This window comes from [Clostridium] clostridioforme AGR2157 (genome assembly GCF_000424325.1).
In the GTDB taxonomy this organism is placed as follows: domain Bacteria; phylum Bacillota; class Clostridia; order Lachnospirales; family Lachnospiraceae; genus Enterocloster; species Enterocloster clostridioformis_A.
The window spans coordinates 1-19,393 of the sequence record NZ_AUJR01000043.1 but is presented as its reverse complement, the minus strand read 5'-3'; the positions used below and the strand labels follow the sequence as shown (position 1 = coordinate 19,393).

The following is a 19,393-nucleotide window of genomic DNA, read 5'->3' as shown; positions in this document are numbered from 1 at the left end:
AGAAAAAGATAAATGGAAGGAGTATCCAACCTATGGATTCTTATACAGATGTAAGTACCCAGTGCTGTGGCCGCGGCCGCATGTCTAGCGGTACATCGTTTGGAAATGGATGCGGTTCTTATACAAATCCGAATTATCCAGACATGAACACATTTCCATGGGACTCATGGGGAAGCAATCCTGAGCTTTCCTATCCTGCCCCTGCAGCCCCAGCCACTCAGCCAGCTAATATGTCGTGTCCCTCTACTGAAGGAGGCGTGCTGGAGCAGCAGTTTCCGGTAGCCATGGCTTATGTGCCGTGGCAGCAGTGGCAGACCACCTATGCCCCTGAGAGAGGCCTTGTCCAGGGAACCATTTTCCCTGACCTGGATTTACAATTTAATTACGGGAGGTGCGGAAGATGATGAATCAGATGATGAATCAGATGATGAATCCCGACTTTAATGCTTCCCGTGAGGCCATGCTCCTTGAGGTGGACCAGGCCGGCTTTGCAGTGGTTGACGCGAATCTCTACCTTGACACCCATCCGTGTGATGCAGCCGCCATTGATTACTATAATCAGATGGCAAACGCATATAGAAATGCAGCAGCAGCCTTTGAGGCCCAGTTTGGACCTTTGACTGCTTCCGCCAATAGGGATGCTGCATACTGGTCCTGGATTAACGATCCATGGCCATGGGAAGGAGGGTGCTATTAATGTGGATTTATGAGAAGAGATTGGAATTTCCGGTTAATATCAAAGAGCCCAATGCTCAGATGGCTCAGTTTATAATGAGTCAATATGGCGGGCCGGACTGTAATAACCTATGATATATAAAAATGAATATGTAAATGCCCTTGACTGCGGTCAAAAACAATATCTTTGACAATCTTGCGGAGAGCATTTCCTTTTATCTCATAACTGATATTTGGGTCTGCCAGAATCTCATGCACATGCGCAATCTGGCGCATGATATCTTCCTTGCTTGGAACTGCGGCGGGAGATTGTTCTGCCTGCCTGCGGAGTCTTTCGGCATCCGCCATGAGTTCTTCTCGTTCAGCCTTCAGACGGAGCTTATTCTGCTTATATTCCTCCAGGGAGTCAATTTCATTCTCGTAAGCTTCCCTGATACGCCGTTCTTTGACTTCTAAGCGGGCAAGGGCCTCCTGAATGGCGATTTCTTCTGCGTTTACAGCATCATCGGTCTTTTGGATGTATTCATATTCCAATTCATTTGTTTCAAGGACTTCCTCCAGCGATTCAATCACAGCCTTTTCCGCCAGGTGTACGGCTAGGCAGCAGGAACCCGGATGCATCCCCTTTGCATACTTCCAGCATTGGAAGAAGTCAGGCCGCTTCTTCTGGTCATTGGAACGATTGTAGCCAAGGCTGCCGCCGCATATGCTGCATTTGAGCAAACCGGAAAGCCAGTGAACATTGTTGGAAACCTCCCGGCGTTTCTGGGGCCGGTATTCCTTTTCAATCCGCTTCTGAACATCGTCAAATATGGAGGTAACGGTGGGACGTACCTCATGGGTGCCCTGGAAAGAATACCCGTTCCATATGACCTCGCCAATATAAAAGCGGTTGGCAAGAATCCGATTAATGCCCCGGCGGTCGAATAGGTTGCCGCGGCGGGTCCGGTATCCTCTGGCATTGGCGGCCCTGGCCGTGGCGGTCATATCCTTCCCGCTATGGTAGGTCTGGAAAATATACTCTACAATGGTATATGATTTTTCTTCAATGGCAAAAGGTTTACCTTCCCCGACGGCCTTATAGCCGAGGCAGGGCGTGGCCTGGTAGCCTTCACGGAGGGCCTTTTCCGTCATGCCGCGCAATACCTCTCCGGAGAGGTTGATGGAATAATATTCGTCAAACCATTCTATTATGGTTTCGATTAGCCGGCCAAACATGCCCTCCATGATTGGTTCAGATACGCTCTTGATTTCTACACCACATTTTTTTCTCAGGATGCCTTTATAGAATGTGCTTTCCTCCTGGTTTCTGGCGAACCGGGAGAACTTCCAAAGGTAGAGCCGTTTGAATGGGGCCGGTTTCTGGGATTTGGCAATGGCTATCATGCGCTGGAACTCTGGCCGGTTGTCTGCTTTGCGGCCGGAGATTCCTTTCTTCTCAATGAATATGTATTCTTTGGGTATTATAAATCCATCTGCCTTGGCTGCGTCCATGATGACGCGTATCTGGGCATCCGGAGACAGCTCCGTCTGGTCGTCCGTGCTGACACGGACGTAGGCAGCGCCGATTTCTAAAGGTGGTGTTGCTGGCATTATATCATCTCCTGTTCCTATCATGTATATGAGTTTGGGGTATTTTTTAATCCACATTTCGACCCACATTACAATCCATAAGGTTTTAGCGAACCTTGAAAAAGGGTATAAAAAATACGCCCCTTGCCAGGACGCTCTAGGAATGATATAATTTACTTGCTTAGGGTAATTAATTATATTTTTCTGGGGCGACCCGGTAAGAGAAATCTATGTGAGGGCGGTTCCTGCTGGTAACAGGGCCGCTTTTCACATTTGACAATTTCCGTATATTTGGTATAATATACTTAACAAGACAGCCGGGAGATAGATTAAGCCTATCCGTCCTGGCGAATTATAACAACTTTAGTAAGTCGCCCATCCGGCCAAGGAGCAGGGCGGCTTACTTATTTTTCATGTTCAGGATTGCAACGATTAACAAGACAACACCTAATATAATCTGAAATTCCTCATATGTACTCATAAGCAACCATCCTTCCTGTCAAGACTCAGAACGAATGGCACGCACGCCCTCCCGGCTGTCCGGGTAAACATATTATGTTTTCAAGGTGGTATCCCAGGAGCGTGGGAGTTCGCAGCTCCTGGGGGTCTTTATTTACTTAAAGTGATAACCTGTATAATTTAATCTTTCTGTAACAATTGTTCACAATTCGTATCTTGAAAAATGTTTATATTCATTTATAATGAAATTACAGAGTATTAATGAAGGAGGTGATAGCATGCTGACCAATTTTATTGGCATGTTGGGAACATATGCATTTTTATTTGGCAGTGTCTATCTTATTTTAAGATACTCTATTTTTAAAACACTGTGGTCTAGCAAAATAGTTTGCCATAAATTTTTATTAAACGAAATAGTATGCATTGTGTTGAGTATAATTATAGTAACTGTGTGTTTTTCTGTTACTATAAATTAATTAGAATAATCACTGGTTATTACAATTTCTCCATTCTCATTAGGTGCCGAAAGCTCTAGTTGCTTTTGGCATTTTTTGTAATCATCAAGCAGTTTTTCGTAATCTGATTTCATTTTAATTAATTCCTGGTTTTCTTGGTGAGTCTGTATCGTATCATAGACGTTCACTGCGGAATCAACAATTTTGGGAATTCCTTCTGAACTTATTTCAAAACCATCTTTTAAATTCAAACTAATCTTCCCACCACACAAAATCATGCAAATCAACCCTACCAACGTTATCTTTGTTATTGCACCTGTAAATTGCACGGGCCCTTTAGACTGCACATCTATTTTACATATTAATTCTCCTCGCTCTATGTGATAGTCAGGAAAATATGCATTAATAAAATCGCATAAAGAGCGATTGAGCAAAAACAAGTCTGTTAAATCATCAAATGGAATATTACTAGGACGATTTACTCTTAATGTAAAATATCCATAATTACCTTTTATATAAAAATCAGATATTGTTCTGTCAATAAATAGTGCATATGAGTTTAAATCCACTATTGTATTGTGTGCATAAATGAAGGTCTGTAGATATGGATCTAAGTTTTCTCTAGGCATATATTTAAGCCAATTTACTTTTCGGCGTTTACGAAGAATAGGGGTGGAATTATCTTCATCAGGTAATGAAAGTTCCCACAATGGGTCATTTATTCCGTCTTCACTGACATATATATTATCTTCTGCAATTTCACCAAATGCTATAATTTTGGAATCTTTATTAGGGATTAGAACGATATCCCCTTTTTTAAACCCATGTATAAATTTCATGATTTGGCCAGCAACATAAGTTACCTTGGTTTCAGAAGGATATTTTCTTGTACAAGTTTAGCCATAGCTTCAATTCCATCAATTGAGGTGTCAACTATATCATCCCATTCTATTCCGATATAGTTATTGAAATAGAATTCATCAAAGTAAGTGCCAGCCTGTGTACGCAAAAACCAATAATTTCTGGATTCGCTAAAAACATCAATATTCAGCTGTTGTAATACGTGTTTATCTAAATCAGATAGCTGTAATGAACCCATGTACGTTTCCTCTTTTCTTTAGTGTGTTATTAAAAAGCCATAAGCTGATTGATTATAAAGCTCTGGGAGTTCGCAGCTCCTGGGGCTTTTTGCTTACTTTAGCGAACTTTAAATTGTAAATTATCCTTACCGGCAGAGATTACTAATATAAGTTCTTCTTCAGCGGATGCTACTGTATCAGGTATTTCAAATGCTAATATACCACTTTTGGTGGATAACGGATTGACGCTTGTATCATAAAGGCTCTTGCTGTATCCTAGTAAATTAGTCGCACTGAACTCATAGTCGCCTTGATACAATACTTTTGCTGAGATGTCATCTCCCATACCGAAGCTTGGTAAAAAGTTTGCAGCATTTTTACCATTATTGGATACGGTCACGTCAATGGCCATATACTTGTTTCCCTCTTCTGGAGAGAATCCATAATAATCATTTTCTTTAATGGAATCCGCTATTTCAGCATTTGTGACCACAATGGACCAGTCCTTTAATGTGCCCTCTTCGCCAATTGCTAATACAGAACTAGATGCAGCTGCCGCTTCAGTGGTTTCAGCTTCCGTAGTGGCTTCCAACTGGGCTTTTAAATCTGAATTTTCTTTTTTAAGTTCATCTACCTGAGCTGTAAGGCTTTCGAGTTCAGCAGAGTTGTCGGCCGGAGCGGGCGCAGATGAAGAACAACCGGCCAGTGATACAGTTAATAATGTTGCAATTAATACAATTCCTTTTCTCATAAGTAAATCCTCCTATAAAGATATTCGTTTTTATTAAAAGCCATAGGCTATTTAATCATAAATCATTCCCATAAAGCCATTTGTTTTCTGCTAGGACAAAGCCACAGTCTCCGTGCCATCTGCTTATTAATCTCATAAAATCAGAACGTTCATCCAATTCAGAGTAGTCATCCTTATCCTCAGTATAACGCCCCCTGGCTGGCTGGTCAATACCTTCCATAAGCGGAACCAAGTTTGATTCTGGGAAAAAGATATGCTCCAGCTGTAACTCCGGTTCCGTGGGCTTTCTGGTTGCGCTGTAGGAGATGTTGCGGAACCATTCCTTGTAGGAAAATAATGCTCGGTTGGCGGCCCGGTAGGACAGGCCAAAAGCATCATGCAGTTGTTCTGCATCCCGGTAACCGTATTTATGTATCATAATCCGTGGAGCCAGGAAGTGGCTGGCAAATGCATCAGCTTTGTCCTCATTGTCTGTTTTGAAGAAGACATGGCCAAATTCATGTGCTATTGTAAATTGTATCCGCCGCGGATGGGCTTTAGCCTCATAAAACAATGTTCCATCCAAAAGGCAGGCATCTTCGCTAAGGGTTCGACAGGCTATTCTCTTCTTATCACTTAAGTCTGTATATTTCACAGTTCTGAAACCACATTTCCGTACTAATTCAAAGCAGTCTATTGGAAATGAATTAATACCAAAAAACATATAAGCATATAAAATGCTGCTATATAGACTTTGATAATCCATTTACTACTCCTCGTCATCATCTGATAATATGATACGAGCAAGTCTCATTTTTTCTTCTTGAGAAAGGTTCTTTCTACTACGAGTATACACAGTGATAAGCCTATCAAGAGGATTTTTTTCTGGTGGAGCTATGCCCATAATATCATTGGCGTCCACGTTGTATAGCTTACATAACGTCACCAAAGTATCAACGTCCACGCGCGTTCTGCCAGTCTCAAAGCTACTGACCTTTTGCGGTGTAACGCCCAAAATATTGGCTATATCTTCTTGCTTATACCCTGCCTTTTCTCGTGCTGCTCTTAACTTTGAAGCAATCTCTTCCTTAGACATCTTAGAACCTCCTTATATTGATAAATTATACAACATTGATGTTGAAACGTCAATAATGAAAACAACAAAATGTTGAGTTGATGCTTGACAAACAACAAAACGTGTAGTAATATTGGTTTACACAACAAAATGTTGTTTAAAAGGAGGTGAAAGAATTGCAGGATGTGCAAATCTACGAAAAAGAATTTAGAGATGGCCTGAATTTATACATGAAAGATAAGCTTATTAAGAGCACTTCGGTAGCAGATAAATCAGGTATAAGAAGAGATACTTTTTCCAGAATTTTAAGTGGAGGAAGGCGCATATATGCGGATGAAGTAGCAACAATTTGCAAATCCCTTGAAGTATCCTTTGAGTTCTTGCTTAATTATAAAAAACAAACACACGTTCGATAAGGAGAATATACCACTATCGAACATGTGTGTCAATGGGATTATGAGGAAAGGAGGGAGTGAGAGATGTGGATTTCAAAGAAGAAGTGGCAGGCTCTTGAAAAAAGAGTAGCTGACCTTGAAGGACAAGTTCAAGGCCAGCCGGAAGAAAAATTAAAAACAGGCCTGACTCCACCAATGAATTGTATTTTCAGTTCTGGGCGGTATGCTCCCCTCGACAGGGAGTGTTCCAGTAGAGATGCCATTATTTACGGAGGTGGCGGCATCAATTATAACGGATTGACCATTGAGGCACTTAGAGATATCAATAAGTCCATTTCCGTGATTGGTTCGCTCATTAAAGATATCCTCATATCGCCTGAAATCAAACATGAGTGAGTTAGAGTTCTCATTGAGGCGCGAGTAATCAACTCGTTGATGTGGATATGACCAATTAAATTGATGCAATAGAAATCTAGAACTTGTAAGAGCAATACGTTCATCCGCAGCAAGATAGATGAGCATAGCAATGGACTCAACAGTTCCCACATTAACCATTTTTACCGGAACTGGGAGACCTCTGAAAAAGTTATAAGCGGAGAAGCCGGAATTTAAGTCACCCCCTTCGCTGGAAAACATAATAGTAACTTTTTCAGCACCTTGTTGACATAATGCACTTAAGACTTGATTCCGTAAATATTCATAGGATTTAGGGATAATCGGGCCACAAAAATGGAAAATATGTTCTTTCATAAAAGTTCCTCCACTTGCATGTAATGTATTCAGCTCTGGCGGGAGCCTGTAAGTACAGTATACCAAGGAGGGGGACAAAACGCAACGAGGGAGGCGGTACATATCAAAACCACATGCAAAACCTGCCGGTATAGCCAGTGCCCAGAACGGACACGGTGGTATCCGTGCAAGGACTATGAGAGGATGGAAACAAGTACAACCGGTACCGCATACAATCTACCAGGGAGGGGTGGTGATAGTGCAGAAATTAAAAGTATTCAAATACATAGAAATTGATGGTCAGGATGTTCCGATGGAATCACTGACTGATGAAGAAAAAAGGCGCATTGCCTATGCGCTGCAGGACAATCTAATGCTTCCACTGGGATTTCGTAGGAAGAGAAAGACCGCCTAAGGGCGGCCATGGAGGACAAGCATAGAAAGGAGAGACAAGCCAATGAGAGCTAAAACATTTGCGGAGCACCGCATCCGCGCCAAAGCAGCGGTCCAGTATCCCGGCTGGCGCCTGGACATCACCGGGCCAGGAACAGCGGTACTCACCAACATCATGGGGCACAGGCGTATGGTGACCTTCAGACAGCGCAGGAGACGCCGGGACGGCCCAATCATGAGGGCAGCTAAGTGGATTGTGCCGGCGGTTATCTGGCTGCTTGGGATGTGGATGGTAGCTATAGTGGTCATGGCGCTGGCCATGGGCGTGAGGTTGTGAAGTGAGGATATGAAGATGACAAAAGTACAGATGGAGGCAATCGCGGATAGGGCAGCGAGACTGTCCGTGAGTAAGATGGACGCGGAGGATGCGCAGGTTTACGCGGCGATGGAATTGGACCCATACCGCCAGTATTATGAGGAGTATCTGGACCAGCTGCAGACAGGGGACACCGAATGGCTCCGCCGGTGGATTGGATGGGAAGTAGCGGATAAGGTTGGTGAGGCGGTTGAGATTCTCAAGATGTGGATTCGCGCAGAGTTGTCTGGGCAAACCATGGGCGTGAGGCTGTGAGAGGAGGTGAGGACGATGCAGAGGCAAGTTATTAAAGCTATCATCATACTGGCCATGGTCCGGTCCGATGCCGTTACAACCGATAATGCAGGCAGGATTGAGGCGGGGGCCGAGATTGCGGTCAATGAGATATTGGAAGAAATGAAAAAGGACCCCGGACGGGTGGAGCCGTCCGAAGTCCAATAACAAAATAAACTAAACACCCTTAGTATAAGGGATTCAGGAGGGAAAATCAATGATTAAAGCTGAAAAGAATGTACCTATCGTGGGGATTGAAGCGCACGGGGAGAAAGCTGAGACAACGATACGGGGCGATTATGTAGACGTCGTTGTTCTTACAGTTACTCTTCTTTCAGGCGTTTCAAAAGCGTTAGCCGGTGATGATATAGGAGACCAGGCTTCGACCCTTCAGGCGTTATACCTTACTGCGCTGGATGAACTTAAAAAAAGGTAAAACCATAGAGGAGGGAAAAATAATGTTTATCAACAGTTCGCAGCTTAAAAAACTGATGAAGCGGGATTACAAGGATGTGAAACTGACCATTGGCAACATTGACAGTGGATACTCAATTATGGGAAGCGCCTGGGCGGTACATATCATGCATGACGGGATGCCCAACATTGTGAAGTCCCTGATTATTGAGCTGGCCGGCATTCTTCCGGCAGAAGGAGAAATCTTCACGATATCGAAAGAAAATCCCATGCCTCAGTATGAGATAGATACCGGGGAAGGCCGCAGCATCCATGTGGTCCAGCGATACCGGATATCCGGCCGGCCTGCCTTCTGGACCAATGTCTATGAGGAACGTAATGAGGAGATGTATGGCCTGATACAGTCAAACCTCAACGGGGAACTCTGCCATGTCAGGAAGGAGCTTCTGGATCTGATTGATCTGGAAGCCATCGACTTTAATCAGGAGGAGCTGCCCGGGAACCCATGTTATAGGGAGGACATGTCCGGAGGTCTTATCTGGCACAATGAGACAACTACCTTCTATTGCCAAGCCGCCAGGATGACAGGGTGGCGAATGCGCTTAAGCAGGTCATATTTGACCCGTATCTGGACGGATTTTTAGAAAATGAGGAGGACGAAGATGAAGATAGATGAGACCATGATGGAAGAGGAGGCCCTGGCCCTGCAGGAACAGGAGTGGGATATGGTTGTATCCGATGAGATGGAGAAAATTGCCGCAGCGGACGACGGCCAGGAAGCACCACAAGAAAAGAAAGCCTTTGTGATTGATGATGACAATAAGGCAGACTGGGCTATCCGGAAAATAGATGAAGAAAAGCAGGAGTTTAACCGTATCAGGGAGCTGGCCGAAGAACAGACAGCCAGGATTGAACAGAAGGTTGAAGCAGCAGAGCGGCGTTTCAACCAGAGGACCTCCTATCTGCGTTCGCTCCTTGGCAGCTATTTCATGCAGGTCCCTCACCGTAAGACCAAAACCCAGGAAAGCTACCGCCTGCTGTCCGGGTCACTGGTTCTGAAACTGCCGAAGGTCAAGCCTGTCTATGAAGAGGATGAACTTGTGAAATACTTAAAGGAAAGCGGGATGCCGGATTACATCAAGACGGATGAGAAGGCAAGGTGGGGAGAATTAAAGAAGCTCCTGGACCTGTCCCAGGGAAAACATCCGGTTATCAAGGATACCGGAGAGCTGGTGGAGTGCATCTGGATTGAGGAGACGCCGGCGGAATTCAAGGTGGAGGTGTAGCTTATGGGAAACTTTCAGGAAGTTGTACGGGCGAAAAGCAAGCTTAGGATGGCGCTCACTGGCGTATCCGGTGCAGGGAAGACCCTGGGCGCCCTGTATATAGCATATGGGCTTACCGGTGATTGGAGCAAAATTGCCGTCATTGATACGGAGCATGAAAGGGCGCGGATGTATGCGAACAGGACGGACCTTGGGACGGGAAAGTTCCTGTACTGCCCCCTTTATCCTCCCTATACGGCAGAGCGGTATACGTCTCTGGTGAAGGAGGCCGCATCTGTCGTCGGGCCCGATGGAGTCGTGATAGTGGACAGCTTCTCGCATGCCTGGAACAACGAGGGAGGCGTCCTGGATGTAAAGGACCGGATTGCCGCCCAGGCAGGTAAGAACAGCTATACGGCATGGAATGAAGCCGGGAAGGTTCAGAACAGCCTGGTCAACACCATCCTTGCCGTGGGGTGCCACACCATCGTGACTATGCGCTCCAAGATGGATTATGTAATGCAGGAGAACGAACGTGGAAAGACGCAGCCGGTGAAGGTAGGCCTGGCTCCTGTGCAGAGGGATGACACAGAGTATGAATTTGACATTGTACTGGATATCGCCAGGAGCCACATCGCCACGGCCAGCAAGGATGTGACCTTCCTGGACAAGTACGGGGAAATCATAACTCCTGAACTGGGACGGCAGCTCAAGGCCTGGCTGGATGACGGAGTGGATCCGGCACAGCTGCTCGGGGAGAAGCCCATCACGAAGGAGCAGTGGACGGCGTTATCAAAACCATACAAGGAACTCCCGGAGGTCCTGCAGGCAGCCTATAAGGCTTTCGGTTACCAGAGCCCGTCTGAAATCCGGCAGAAAGATATGGAGGCCATCAAAGCCAAGACGGAGGAGTATGCAGCTGCGGGAGGTGTGCCGTATGCTTAACGTGATCGCGTTTGAAATTCCAGGACCTATCAAGGGGAAGGCGCGGCCACGGGTCACCCGGGTAGGAATTACATATACCCCGAAGGAGACGGCCCAGTATGAGAACCTGGTGAAGCTGTGTTTCCGGGAGGCGGCTGCCTCCAGCACCGTGGATCTGTTCGACAAGCCGGTACGGGCCCAGCTGGAAGTGTATCATGAAATACCCAAGAGCACCAGCAAAAGCCGGCAGGGCGCCATGCTTCTGGACCGTATCTATCCGACCAAGAAACCGGATGCGGACAACATTGCTAAGATTGTCCTGGACAGCTTGAACGGAATAGCCTATAAGGATGACTCTCAGGTCGTGGAGCTGATTGTGAATAAATCATACAGCAAGAGGGGACAGCCCTATGTGTTCGTCAGGCTCTCCCCCATGCCGGAAGGGAGGCTGGAGCCATGAGGATAACAGTGGACAGCGTGATTAGCATAGAACAGCCGCCACAGGAGCTCATAACCTGGTGCAATGACCATCTGGTCATGGCCAACCCAGCCTATGCAAAGCTGCTGAACATGGGGCGCCGTCCATGGAGCATACCGGCCAGCATCGTATTCTATTCATGGTATGACGGGAGGCTGGTCCTGCCCCGGGGGCTTCTTAAGGATGTGTGGGACATGTATCCGGACTTGCGCTTGTATGAACACCGCATGAACAAATGCAGTCCGGTGCAGTTCCGGTCGGATATCAGGCTGCGTCCATACCAGGCCCCGGCCATCCAGGCCGTCCGGTCCGGAAAACAGGGAATCATTGTGATGCCCTGCGGGGCCGGGAAGACGGAGACCGCGCTGCAGGTGATTGCGGAGCTGGGACAGCCGTCCCTGTGGATCACCCATACCAATGACCTGCTAAACCAGTCGCTGGAACGGGCCCGGGGAAAGCTGCACCTGCAGGAAGGGGAGTACGGCATCATTGGCGGAGGAAAGTATACCATCGGCAGCCACATCACCTTCTCCACGGTCCAGAGCCTTAAGGGTAAGGACCTGGACAGCATCGGCCGCCGGTTTGGGACCGTGGTGGTGGATGAATGCCACCGGGCATTTATGAGCGATTCCAAACTAGGCATGTTTGAGCATGTGCTTGAGCATCTTCCGGCACTGTACCGGATTGGCGTAACAGCCTCCGAACACCGCTCAGACGGACTTATCAAAGGCATGTATTATCTGTTGGGAAAGAAACTATATGAAGTCCACCAGGAAGAACTGAACCAGGCAGGGAACGTGATTGCGCCAGAAGTAATAGCCGTTCCGACCGGATACCGGTACCAAGGTGACACAACGCTGGAGTTTGGCGCCATGCTGAGTGATATGGTGGACGCGCCGGAGAGGAATCTGGCCATTATGGAATATCTGACAGTCGAAAAGCGGCCAGCGCTGGTGTTGGGTGACCGCCTGGAGCAGCTGCAGCGCCTGGCCGGGGAGCTGGATGGGATGATGGATGGTGTGGAGTACATCTGCGGGCAGAGCAGCCGGAAAGCCAGGCAGGCAGCTCTGGAACGCATGAAATCAGGAGAGTCCCGTGTGCTGTTCGCTACATACTCACTGGCTAAGGAAGGGCTTGACATTCCCAGGCTGGAGCAACTGTACCTGCTGACCCCGCACCGGGACAAGGTAGCCATACAGCAGGCCGTGGGGCGTATCATGCGCCCCGCAGAAGGGAAAGGAAAGCCCGCCGTATATGATTTCGTGGACGAACAGGAAGGGCTGTGCATGAGCCAGTACCGGAGCAGGAAAGCAGTATACCGAAAGCTGGGGTGCATGATTGATGAAAGCAGGCTTAAGGCATATCAAGTAAAAATAAAAGGAGCATGATTGTATGAAAGTAGATTATAAAAACACGGAACCCAGCAGGATAGCCCCAGGGCAGTATGAGGTAACCGTTGCGGCATTTGATGTAGTGACCAGCACCAGTGGGAACCAGCAGGTAGTACTGGACTATGAGATACGTAAGGATGTGCAGCAGGAGTCCCAGGGGATGCGCATCCGGTTTGACCGGTTCACGTTTACGGACAATGCAGCATGGAAGATAAACCTGATTGCCAGGGCAACAGGTGTGCCGGATGGTTATGACTTCCCGTCCCCGGAGTGGTTCGGCAAGGTGATGATGCATCGAAGCTTTCTGGCCACGGTAGAGGAACGGACATATAACGGGAAGACATTTCCGAATGTGACACGGTTCGACCCGTCCAGGCAGCCGGCGGCCCAGCCGGAGCTTCCTGTGGATATCGGGGGCGGGTTTTCCAAAATCCCTGACAATGTGGAGGACGAGGGCCTGCCATTTAATTAATACTCAGGCCGGGAATCCGGCCATCAGGAGCAGAGCGGAATGAATAAAACCATATTTGACAACATGATACGGACAGAGCCAGGTGAGGACCGCCTGCTTTTTATCAACGATGATGTGACACTGTGCGGACAGATTATCGCCGCCGGCCGGAGGGCGGTATTCATCGGAAGGGACCAGCTGACGGAGCAGTATTTCACCTTGAAAAGTTTCCGGGAGTATATGGAGGAGAAGGCCAACACGGGTACCTATATGTGTGACTATACATACGTGCTGGCCTGTTACCGCAAAGGGGTAAATGAGGAAATCAAGGAATTTCTCCGACGCATAGGCGGCATCACATACCAGGAGGACGGCTGGAAGCTGTTCCGCGGGAAGGAATATCTGTCCCTGCCGGAAAACCTGGAGGAATTAAAAGAGCTCCTGCAGCGGTATATACAGCGCATCGCCGGACCGGGCAGTGAGGTCCAGTTTAAACGCCAGTTCCATCAACTGGACAAATACGGCAACCCCAGACGCGTCATTGACAAGGCCGTGGTGGATTACCTGATGCAGGAGATGGATATGTTCGCCATGAACGGGGTGCTGTACCTCTACGAAAGCGGGGTATTCCGCGAGGACCGGGACGGAACGCGCATCAAGAACCGGATACAGGAACTGCTGTACACGGAGTTTATTAAGTCAACGGCGCTGAACCAGATATTCAACCTGCTGCTGATTCAGGAGGATATCCAGCGGGAGTTTACGGACCTGAACCGGTATCCGGTTACATGGATTAATTTTAAAAATGGCATGTATGATGTGGTGGAGCATAAGCTCCGGCCGCACAGGAAGGAATATTTCTCAATCAATCAGATTCCTCATGAGATTCACCCGGACCTGGATCTGGACAGCGGATGGCGGTTTACAGACTGGTTCCTGACAGAGATATCCGCGGGGCCGGATGACCGCCGGATGCTGCTGCAGTATCTTGGCTACTGCATGACCCGGGATACCAGGCAGCAGAAGTTTATGATCATCAAGGGTACCGGAGGTACAGGTAAGAGCCGCATCATCAACCTGTTTGAGACAATCATAGGAGGAGACAACTGTTCCAACATCCCGCTGCAGGACCTCAATAGGAGGTTCTACGCGACCAATCTGTACTGCCAGCTCTTAAATTCATGCGCGGATATCCCATCCGGCGCCATGGACAGCATCGACGTAATTAAGAAGGCCACAGGCGAGGACGCCTTGATGTATGAAAAGAAGGGACGTGACCCGGTGACGTTCCGCAGCTATGCAAAGCTGCTTTTCTCCGCGAATAAGATACCGCTTAATCTGGACGAGAAATCGGATGCGTATTACCGGCGCCTTCTCATCTTTGAGATGAACAAAAAGCCGCAGAAGAAGGACTACGGATTGGATGAGAAGCTGGCGGCGGAGGTGGACTGTACGATCCTGGCTGCAGTGAATGCACTGGGTGAGATGTACGCGAGTGATTCCGGTGAACTGAAGGCATCAAAGAATAGTGAGCGCCTGGTAAATGAATTATACAAGGAAGCGGACAGCGGGAAGGCATTCCTGGAGGACTGCCTTCAAAAGGCGCCGGGGGGAAGGATTAAGCGGAGCGATCTGTTTGAGGAATACAAGCGGTACTGTGAAGAAAATGAGCGTGTCATCTATAAGAAGAATATATTCTTTTCAAACCTGCGGGAAAAGGGGTTTGAGGAAGTGAAGGTCAAGGGGATTATGTATTTTGTGGGGATTGAACTGAAAAGCGATTTTATCCAGGTGGATGAAAATGAACAGCAGACTCTCCCATTCCCTCAGATGTAGGAAGGGGGCAGCAGGGGGCAATTGGGGGGCAGTAAAGGGGGCAAAAACAGGAAGCCTCTGTTAGACTGCAAAGCCTTGTATTTACTTGCTTTTTTAAAGATGGGGGCAAAAGGGGCAGTATATATTCTTTCGTTTTAAAAAATAAAAAAATATATAAAAAATATAAAATAACTTTTCTTTTGCCCCTTTTGCCCCCCAATGCCGGAACCCATTGTAAATACGTTGTTTTTGGGGGGGCATTTTTAATTCCCGTTTTTGCCCCACATACCTTGAAAGGAGTGTTTTGATGATTTTATCAGACCAGCTGAAAGAAGTCAAGCGTCTGGATCAGGTACGGATGAAAAACGAACAGATGGTGCCAAAAGAAGATCTGCAGGGAAAGTACAGGGAGCCTTATGAGAAACTGCTGAATAATCTGTCAAACCAGAATAAGAAAGCCGTTGATTATTGCAGGCAGGTATTTGGCCGGGCTCTGGAATACTTGGAAAGAGGAACTGGGATATATGAAATGGATGAACTGACGGAAATGCTGCAGGAGTATTATGGGCCGGTATCCGGAGACCCGTTTGCGAAAAAGATACTGACAGCGGTATATGAGGCGCTGGAGGACCGGGACAGGGACGAGGATGGAGGATATGCAGTAAGCAATGTCATGGGCAAAAAAGGAATGTGCAGATATTGCGGGAAGAATGAAGCCACCCAATTATGCGATATGCCTAAGCATACGATAGCTGTGGGGATACGAAGAAGCTATGTAAAGACCTGTAACAACCCTATGTGCCCTGAATGCGCGACAAGGTTCCGTGGATTTGAACTTTGCCCGGATTGTGTAGAGGAACTAAGGAAAAATAACGAGTGAGGAGGACGGGAAACATGAAGATTAGGATATCAATGCCAGGAGCATATATGGTGATGGACATGGAGGAGGGCCAGGCGCGGACGGCGTTCCGCAAATTGGCGGAGTCATTGTGGCTGATTGGGAGCAGGGGACGGAAGCCGCAGGAAGGCGTAGCTGTGGAATCGGAACCGGTTCGGGAATCGGTGAAAGAAGTTTATCCAGGTCAGGAAAAACAGGAGGTTGAGACAGTGGGGGAAACAGCTGTGGTTTCGGAAAAGGAAAGCGAAGAACCGGCGCCTAAAATCATCTCAGCCGGGTATGGCGGGTATCTGTACATGAAATGCCCTGTCTGTGAAAAGACCAGGGGCTTCTGCGCCAAGACACGGCTGAATCATTACCGGTGTGAATGCGGAGCTGTAACAAGGATGGAACATATGGTCCCGCTGTATATGAAATGTGAATGCGGCAGACAGGCCAGGTACCTGACTAACATGACAGACACGGAGTTCGATATAACATGTTATGACTGCGGGGCTCCTGTTGCAGTGGAGTGGAACGAAAAGAAACAGATGTATGAGACGATGAGATAAGGAGAGGTACTATGTCAGAAAAAATGATTGAAAACAACAAGGTAAGCGTAATCGGTGAGATTGTATCGGAATTTACCTTTAGCCATGAGGCTTTTGGAGAAGGCTTTTATATGGTGGATGTTGCTGTGAGGCGGCTCAGTGGCCAGGAGGATATCCTACCGTTAATGGTGTCCGAACGTCTGCTGGATGTGCGCCGGGATTATTCCGGGGGTACGATGGAGGCCATTGGCCAGTTCCGTTCCTATAACCGCCATGAGGGCATCAGAAACCGCCTGGAGTTGTCCGTTTTTGTCCGGGAAGTCCGTTTCATGGAAGAATTTACAGATTATACAAAAACAAACCGGATATCCCTGGACGGCTATATCTGTAAGCCGCCGGTTTATCGCAGGACTCCCCTGGGACGAGAGATTGCGGACATCCTTCTGGCCGTCAACCGACCATATGGCAAGTCTGATTACATACCATGCATTAGCTGGGCCCGGAATGCCCGGTATGCATCCGGTCTTGAGGTGGGGAGTAGGGTCAGGACATGGGGCCGGGTACAGAGTAGGGAATATGTGAAGCAACTAAGTGAGGCCGAGTGTGAGAAACGGATTGCGTATGAAGTCTCAATCAGCAGACTGGAGGAGGTTAAGGATTATGTTCGTGAAACAGATTGATATGATAGAGGCCTTGCGGCTGGCTGCCGTAGGCCAGGAGATTAATATTATGGCGCCGAATACCTCGGAGCCGAAACGATGGGCGGACTATTCCCCGGATACACTGCAAAACCTGCTGGAGGTCTGCCTGTTCTTCCGGAACGAACCTGCAATGGATAATTTCGAGCTTGAACGTATGATGCGTGGTGCCCCCCCCCATTGACAAAAATAAAAGCGGATCCAGGGATTCCGGCGTGGAAGATAGGTCCGCAGTGGACGGTCATCCCAAACGGGCCAAGAGGGTAGACAAAGGCAAGGTGATGGCGTTGCATGAAGCTGGCCGGAGCAATCGGTGGATTGCGGATGATATGGGACTACATGAAGGGACAGTGTGCAGAGTTCTGAAGGAGATGAAGGAGGAGAGCCATGAGAAAGATTAAATTATTCCCGGCGCCGCACACGGAGCTGCGTCTGGATGTGTCAGACGAGATGGAGAAGGACTACCAGGAGTGCCGAAGGATGGCACAGTCGGGAGATGATGGTAAGGACTGCAATACCTGTAGCTGGAGACCAGTGGAGATTGAAAATACCGGGTTGTGTGAGTGGCCCGAGGTAATAAGGCAGATGGACAAGGAACTTGTGAAGGAGTCTGGGGATGCCGGTTGTAATCAGAATTAATATTTAACCAAAAAGAAAGAAGGAAATAGAATGAATCAATATGATGTATCGGGAATTTTAAGAACGTATTCAGAGAAAGCAAGACATGCAAAGGACAAGGAACAATTAAAAGATATTATTCGCGAACTCAAGCAAGAATTGGATTTGCGTAAGATTGATTTTAATAAGCAAAACTGAGATTTTATGGAGGTGTAAGATGCTGTGGCTGTTTTATCACGATGGACATGCATGACATTTGGAGGAAAATATGGAACCGAAAGAGGCAATAGATATTATAAAACGTATGTTTAAGGGAGCACCTACGGAAGAACAACTTGTTGCACTTGATATGGCGTATGATGCTCTTGAAAAGCAGCAACCTGTATCGCGGGTAATTATCGAAGGAAAATATTTTTGCCCAAAATGTAAGAATTTGATGAAATATCCGGGATACTGTGGCTGCGGACAAAGGGTTTATTAACCTGTAATTCAAGGAAATTAATATTTTGGAGGTAAAACAGCATGTGCAATAAGGACAAAATTATCCTGGACCTGTGTGGCGGGACAGGAGCTTGGAGCCGACCATATCGAGAGGCCGGGTATGATGTGCGGCTGATTACACTTCCAGAACAGGATGTGCGTACATATAGGCCACCCGAAGGAGTATATGGCATCTTGGCAGCGCCGCCATGTACAGAGTTCAGTCTGGCAAAAGGTGGTAGGCCGAGGGACTTTGCATCTGGCGTTGAGGTCATGGCGGCTTGTCTGCGGATTATCTGGGACTGTAGGCAGAGCAATAAGCTGGCGTTCTGGGCGCTGGAAAACCCCGTAGGCTTTATGAGGCAGTTTTTGGGCCGGCCACATTATACTTTTGAGCATTGGCAATTCGGCGATATGCAGATTAAGCCTACGGATATCTGGGGGTATTTCAAGGAGCCGGCAGCTACAGTCAAAATTAAGCCGCAAGGTATGACAAAAAGGTATGCTAACGGGCGGACGTACTGCAAGACCTGGTGCAATGCGAATTGCCCGGATGAGTACAAGGGCATGGGGCTTGATAGGGCAGCAATCAGGGCAATAACGCCGCCAGGATTTGCCAATGCCTTTTACAAGGCTAATAAATAAAATTAAGATTTAGCTGCCGAAGGGAGTGAAATAAAACGGAAATTAGACCTATAACATTTAAGCAAGCCAGTGACTTTATTAACCACTTTCACCGCCATCACAAGGCCACGGTCGGCCATAAGTTTTCGGTGGGGTTATATGAGGGTGAACAACTTATTGGTTGTGCTGTATGCGGTCGTCCAGTGAGCCGATTCCTGGATGATGGCCTGACCTGCGAAATCAACAGATTATGTACAGATGGTACATACAATGCGTGCAGCATGTTATATGGAGCGTGCTGTCGGATTGCAAAGGATATGGGATACCGAAAAATCATTACCTATATTTTGCAGAGTGAGCCAGGAACCAGCCTAAAAGCCAGCGGTTTTATTTGTGACGGAGAAGCTGGTGGAACGCACTGGACAGGAGAGCGGAACCGAGGGCAAAGCATACCAGCCGAAATGAAAACACGGTGGTATCGCTTACTTGCCTAAACTGATATTTTGAGGAGAAAGGGAGGTACCAGATTGAAAAAGAAAGCAGACAGTAAGCAGGCCAAGGCCAACAAGGTCCTGCGGGAATCAGCTGTGGCAGCT

Annotated in this window: 32 protein-coding genes and 2 pseudogenes; 27 read left to right on the top strand and 7 right to left on the bottom strand. The window is 47.5% G+C overall.

Annotation, left to right across the window (positions count from 1 at the left end):
* The first annotated feature begins 32 nt into the window (after nucleotides 1-32).
* From G614_RS0117400 to G614_RS34535, 3 genes and pseudogenes are all read left to right on the top strand, one after another.
* A complete protein-coding gene (locus G614_RS0117400; RefSeq protein ID WP_027642973.1) occupies nucleotides 33-404 on the top strand; it encodes a spore coat associated protein CotJA in 372 nt (123 codons plus the stop codon).
* 8 nt (nucleotides 405-412) lie between these two features.
* Complete coding sequence (locus G614_RS0117395) at nucleotides 413-697, top strand: spore coat protein CotJB (RefSeq protein ID WP_027642972.1); 285 nt, start codon at nucleotides 413-415, stop codon at nucleotides 695-697.
* A pseudogene (locus G614_RS34535) lies at nucleotides 697-795 on the top strand (manganese catalase family protein); the annotation flags it as partial. The gene G614_RS0117395 and the pseudogene G614_RS34535, both read left to right, overlap by 1 nt.
* A 9-nt stretch (nucleotides 796-804) precedes the next feature.
* Here G614_RS34535 and G614_RS0117385 read toward each other — a convergent pair.
* The 6 genes from G614_RS0117385 to G614_RS29350 all read right to left on the bottom strand — a co-directional run bounded on the left by G614_RS0117385 (nucleotide 805) and on the right by G614_RS29350 (nucleotide 6,066).
* The gene (locus G614_RS0117385) at nucleotides 805-2,268 is read right to left on the bottom strand and encodes a recombinase family protein (RefSeq protein ID WP_027642971.1); all 1,464 of its coding nucleotides are present in this window, start codon (nucleotides 2,266-2,268) and stop codon (nucleotides 805-807) included.
* Nucleotides 2,269-3,178: 910 nt separating this feature from the next.
* The gene (locus G614_RS0117370; RefSeq protein WP_027642969.1) at nucleotides 3,179-4,000 is read right to left on the bottom strand and encodes a hypothetical protein; all 822 of its coding nucleotides are present in this window, start codon (nucleotides 3,998-4,000) and stop codon (nucleotides 3,179-3,181) included.
* A gap of 20 nt (nucleotides 4,001-4,020) precedes the next feature.
* The gene (locus tag G614_RS0117365; protein ID WP_027642968.1) at nucleotides 4,021-4,260 is read right to left on the bottom strand and encodes a hypothetical protein; all 240 of its coding nucleotides are present in this window, start codon (nucleotides 4,258-4,260) and stop codon (nucleotides 4,021-4,023) included.
* Nucleotides 4,261-4,358: 98 nt separating this feature from the next.
* Entirely contained in the window at nucleotides 4,359-4,991 is a 633-nt protein-coding gene (locus G614_RS0117360) for a DUF4352 domain-containing protein (protein WP_027642967.1), read from the bottom strand.
* 55 nt (nucleotides 4,992-5,046) lie between these two features.
* Entirely contained in the window at nucleotides 5,047-5,736 is a 690-nt protein-coding gene (locus tag G614_RS0117355; protein WP_027642966.1) for an ImmA/IrrE family metallo-endopeptidase, read from the bottom strand.
* Between the two features lie 3 nt (nucleotides 5,737-5,739).
* Nucleotides 5,740-6,066: a helix-turn-helix domain-containing protein gene (locus tag G614_RS29350; RefSeq protein ID WP_049948077.1), complete on the bottom strand. Its 327-nt coding sequence runs from the start codon at nucleotides 6,064-6,066 to the stop codon at nucleotides 5,740-5,742.
* 164 nt (nucleotides 6,067-6,230) lie between these two features.
* On the opposite strand from G614_RS29350, the gene G614_RS0117345 reads away from it, so the two are divergent.
* On the top strand, nucleotides 6,231-6,461 hold the full coding sequence (locus G614_RS0117345) for a helix-turn-helix domain-containing protein (RefSeq protein ID WP_242828131.1): 231 nt from the start codon (nucleotides 6,231-6,233) through the stop codon (nucleotides 6,459-6,461).
* Nucleotides 6,462-6,524: 63 nt separating this feature from the next.
* Nucleotides 6,525-6,836, top strand: a complete 312-nt coding sequence (locus G614_RS32920) for a hypothetical protein (RefSeq protein ID WP_027642964.1) — start codon at nucleotides 6,525-6,527, stop codon at nucleotides 6,834-6,836.
* A 39-nt stretch (nucleotides 6,837-6,875) separates the two neighbouring features.
* Here G614_RS32920 and G614_RS35070 read toward each other — a convergent pair.
* A pseudogene (locus G614_RS35070) lies at nucleotides 6,876-7,190 on the bottom strand (ATP-dependent Clp protease proteolytic subunit); the annotation flags it as partial.
* A 238-nt stretch (nucleotides 7,191-7,428) separates the two neighbouring features.
* Between G614_RS35070 and G614_RS31390 the strand changes: the two are divergent.
* The 22 genes from G614_RS31390 (at nucleotide 7,429) to G614_RS32905 (ending at nucleotide 19,291) form a co-directional block, all read left to right on the top strand.
* Entirely contained in the window at nucleotides 7,429-7,584 is a 156-nt protein-coding gene (locus G614_RS31390; protein ID WP_155245071.1) for a hypothetical protein, read from the top strand.
* Nucleotides 7,585-7,626: 42 nt separating this feature from the next.
* On the top strand, nucleotides 7,627-7,899 hold the full coding sequence (locus tag G614_RS0117330) for a hypothetical protein (RefSeq protein ID WP_027642963.1): 273 nt from the start codon (nucleotides 7,627-7,629) through the stop codon (nucleotides 7,897-7,899).
* Between the two features lie 15 nt (nucleotides 7,900-7,914).
* Complete coding sequence (locus G614_RS27870) at nucleotides 7,915-8,193, top strand: hypothetical protein (RefSeq protein ID WP_044918094.1); 279 nt, start codon at nucleotides 7,915-7,917, stop codon at nucleotides 8,191-8,193.
* Between the two features lie 15 nt (nucleotides 8,194-8,208).
* On the top strand, nucleotides 8,209-8,379 hold the full coding sequence (locus G614_RS0117320) for a hypothetical protein (RefSeq protein WP_242828129.1): 171 nt from the start codon (nucleotides 8,209-8,211) through the stop codon (nucleotides 8,377-8,379).
* Nucleotides 8,380-8,428: 49 nt separating this feature from the next.
* A complete protein-coding gene (locus G614_RS0117315; RefSeq protein ID WP_027642961.1) occupies nucleotides 8,429-8,647 on the top strand; it encodes a hypothetical protein in 219 nt (72 codons plus the stop codon).
* A 22-nt stretch (nucleotides 8,648-8,669) separates the two neighbouring features.
* A complete protein-coding gene (locus G614_RS0117310; RefSeq protein WP_027642960.1) occupies nucleotides 8,670-9,269 on the top strand; it encodes a hypothetical protein in 600 nt (199 codons plus the stop codon).
* Nucleotides 9,270-9,287: 18 nt separating this feature from the next.
* A complete protein-coding gene (locus tag G614_RS0117305) occupies nucleotides 9,288-9,911 on the top strand; it encodes a host-nuclease inhibitor Gam family protein (protein WP_049948076.1) in 624 nt (207 codons plus the stop codon).
* Between the two features lie 3 nt (nucleotides 9,912-9,914).
* A complete protein-coding gene (locus G614_RS0117300) occupies nucleotides 9,915-10,835 on the top strand; it encodes an AAA family ATPase (protein WP_027642958.1) in 921 nt (306 codons plus the stop codon).
* Nucleotides 10,828-11,274: a RusA family crossover junction endodeoxyribonuclease gene (locus G614_RS0117295; protein WP_027642957.1), complete on the top strand. Its 447-nt coding sequence runs from the start codon at nucleotides 10,828-10,830 to the stop codon at nucleotides 11,272-11,274. Before G614_RS0117300 ends, G614_RS0117295 begins: the two co-directional genes overlap by 8 nt.
* Nucleotides 11,271-12,680, top strand: a complete 1,410-nt coding sequence (locus G614_RS29345; protein ID WP_027642956.1) for a DEAD/DEAH box helicase — start codon at nucleotides 11,271-11,273, stop codon at nucleotides 12,678-12,680. Before G614_RS0117295 ends, G614_RS29345 begins: the two co-directional genes overlap by 4 nt.
* Nucleotides 12,681-12,684: 4 nt before the next feature.
* Nucleotides 12,685-13,155 (top strand): DUF669 domain-containing protein, encoded by a 471-nt coding sequence (locus G614_RS27860; RefSeq protein ID WP_049948075.1) that lies wholly within the window; start codon nucleotides 12,685-12,687, stop codon nucleotides 13,153-13,155.
* A 39-nt stretch (nucleotides 13,156-13,194) separates the two neighbouring features.
* Entirely contained in the window at nucleotides 13,195-14,970 is a 1,776-nt protein-coding gene (locus G614_RS27855) for a DNA primase family protein (RefSeq protein WP_080664539.1), read from the top strand.
* 286 nt (nucleotides 14,971-15,256) lie between these two features.
* Complete coding sequence (locus G614_RS0117275) at nucleotides 15,257-15,829, top strand: hypothetical protein (protein ID WP_027642955.1); 573 nt, start codon at nucleotides 15,257-15,259, stop codon at nucleotides 15,827-15,829.
* Nucleotides 15,830-15,843: 14 nt separating this feature from the next.
* Entirely contained in the window at nucleotides 15,844-16,398 is a 555-nt protein-coding gene (locus G614_RS0117270; RefSeq protein WP_027642954.1) for a hypothetical protein, read from the top strand.
* Nucleotides 16,399-16,409: 11 nt separating this feature from the next.
* A complete protein-coding gene (locus tag G614_RS0117265; protein WP_002589170.1) occupies nucleotides 16,410-17,057 on the top strand; it encodes a single-stranded DNA-binding protein in 648 nt (215 codons plus the stop codon).
* Entirely contained in the window at nucleotides 17,038-17,259 is a 222-nt protein-coding gene (locus G614_RS32915; protein ID WP_242828128.1) for a hypothetical protein, read from the top strand. The genes G614_RS0117265 and G614_RS32915 overlap by 20 nt, the downstream gene beginning before the upstream one ends.
* Nucleotides 17,260-17,290: 31 nt before the next feature.
* Nucleotides 17,291-17,476 carry a helix-turn-helix domain-containing protein gene (locus G614_RS32910; protein ID WP_242828127.1) on the top strand — a complete coding sequence of 62 codons (186 nt, stop codon included), beginning with the start codon at nucleotides 17,291-17,293 and terminating at the stop codon, nucleotides 17,474-17,476.
* Entirely contained in the window at nucleotides 17,463-17,714 is a 252-nt protein-coding gene (locus G614_RS0117255; RefSeq protein ID WP_002592925.1) for a hypothetical protein, read from the top strand. Before G614_RS32910 ends, G614_RS0117255 begins: the two co-directional genes overlap by 14 nt.
* 30 nt (nucleotides 17,715-17,744) lie before the next feature.
* Nucleotides 17,745-17,891, top strand: a complete 147-nt coding sequence (locus tag G614_RS31385; protein WP_155245070.1) for a hypothetical protein — start codon at nucleotides 17,745-17,747, stop codon at nucleotides 17,889-17,891.
* Between the two features lie 70 nt (nucleotides 17,892-17,961).
* A complete protein-coding gene (locus G614_RS0117245) occupies nucleotides 17,962-18,174 on the top strand; it encodes a hypothetical protein (RefSeq protein ID WP_027642953.1) in 213 nt (70 codons plus the stop codon).
* 41 nt (nucleotides 18,175-18,215) lie between these two features.
* The gene (locus tag G614_RS0117240; RefSeq protein WP_027642952.1) at nucleotides 18,216-18,818 is read left to right on the top strand and encodes a DNA cytosine methyltransferase; all 603 of its coding nucleotides are present in this window, start codon (nucleotides 18,216-18,218) and stop codon (nucleotides 18,816-18,818) included.
* 41 nt (nucleotides 18,819-18,859) lie between these two features.
* Entirely contained in the window at nucleotides 18,860-19,291 is a 432-nt protein-coding gene (locus G614_RS32905; RefSeq protein ID WP_074664624.1) for an XF1762 family protein, read from the top strand.
* Nucleotides 19,292-19,393 lie beyond the last annotated feature (102 nt).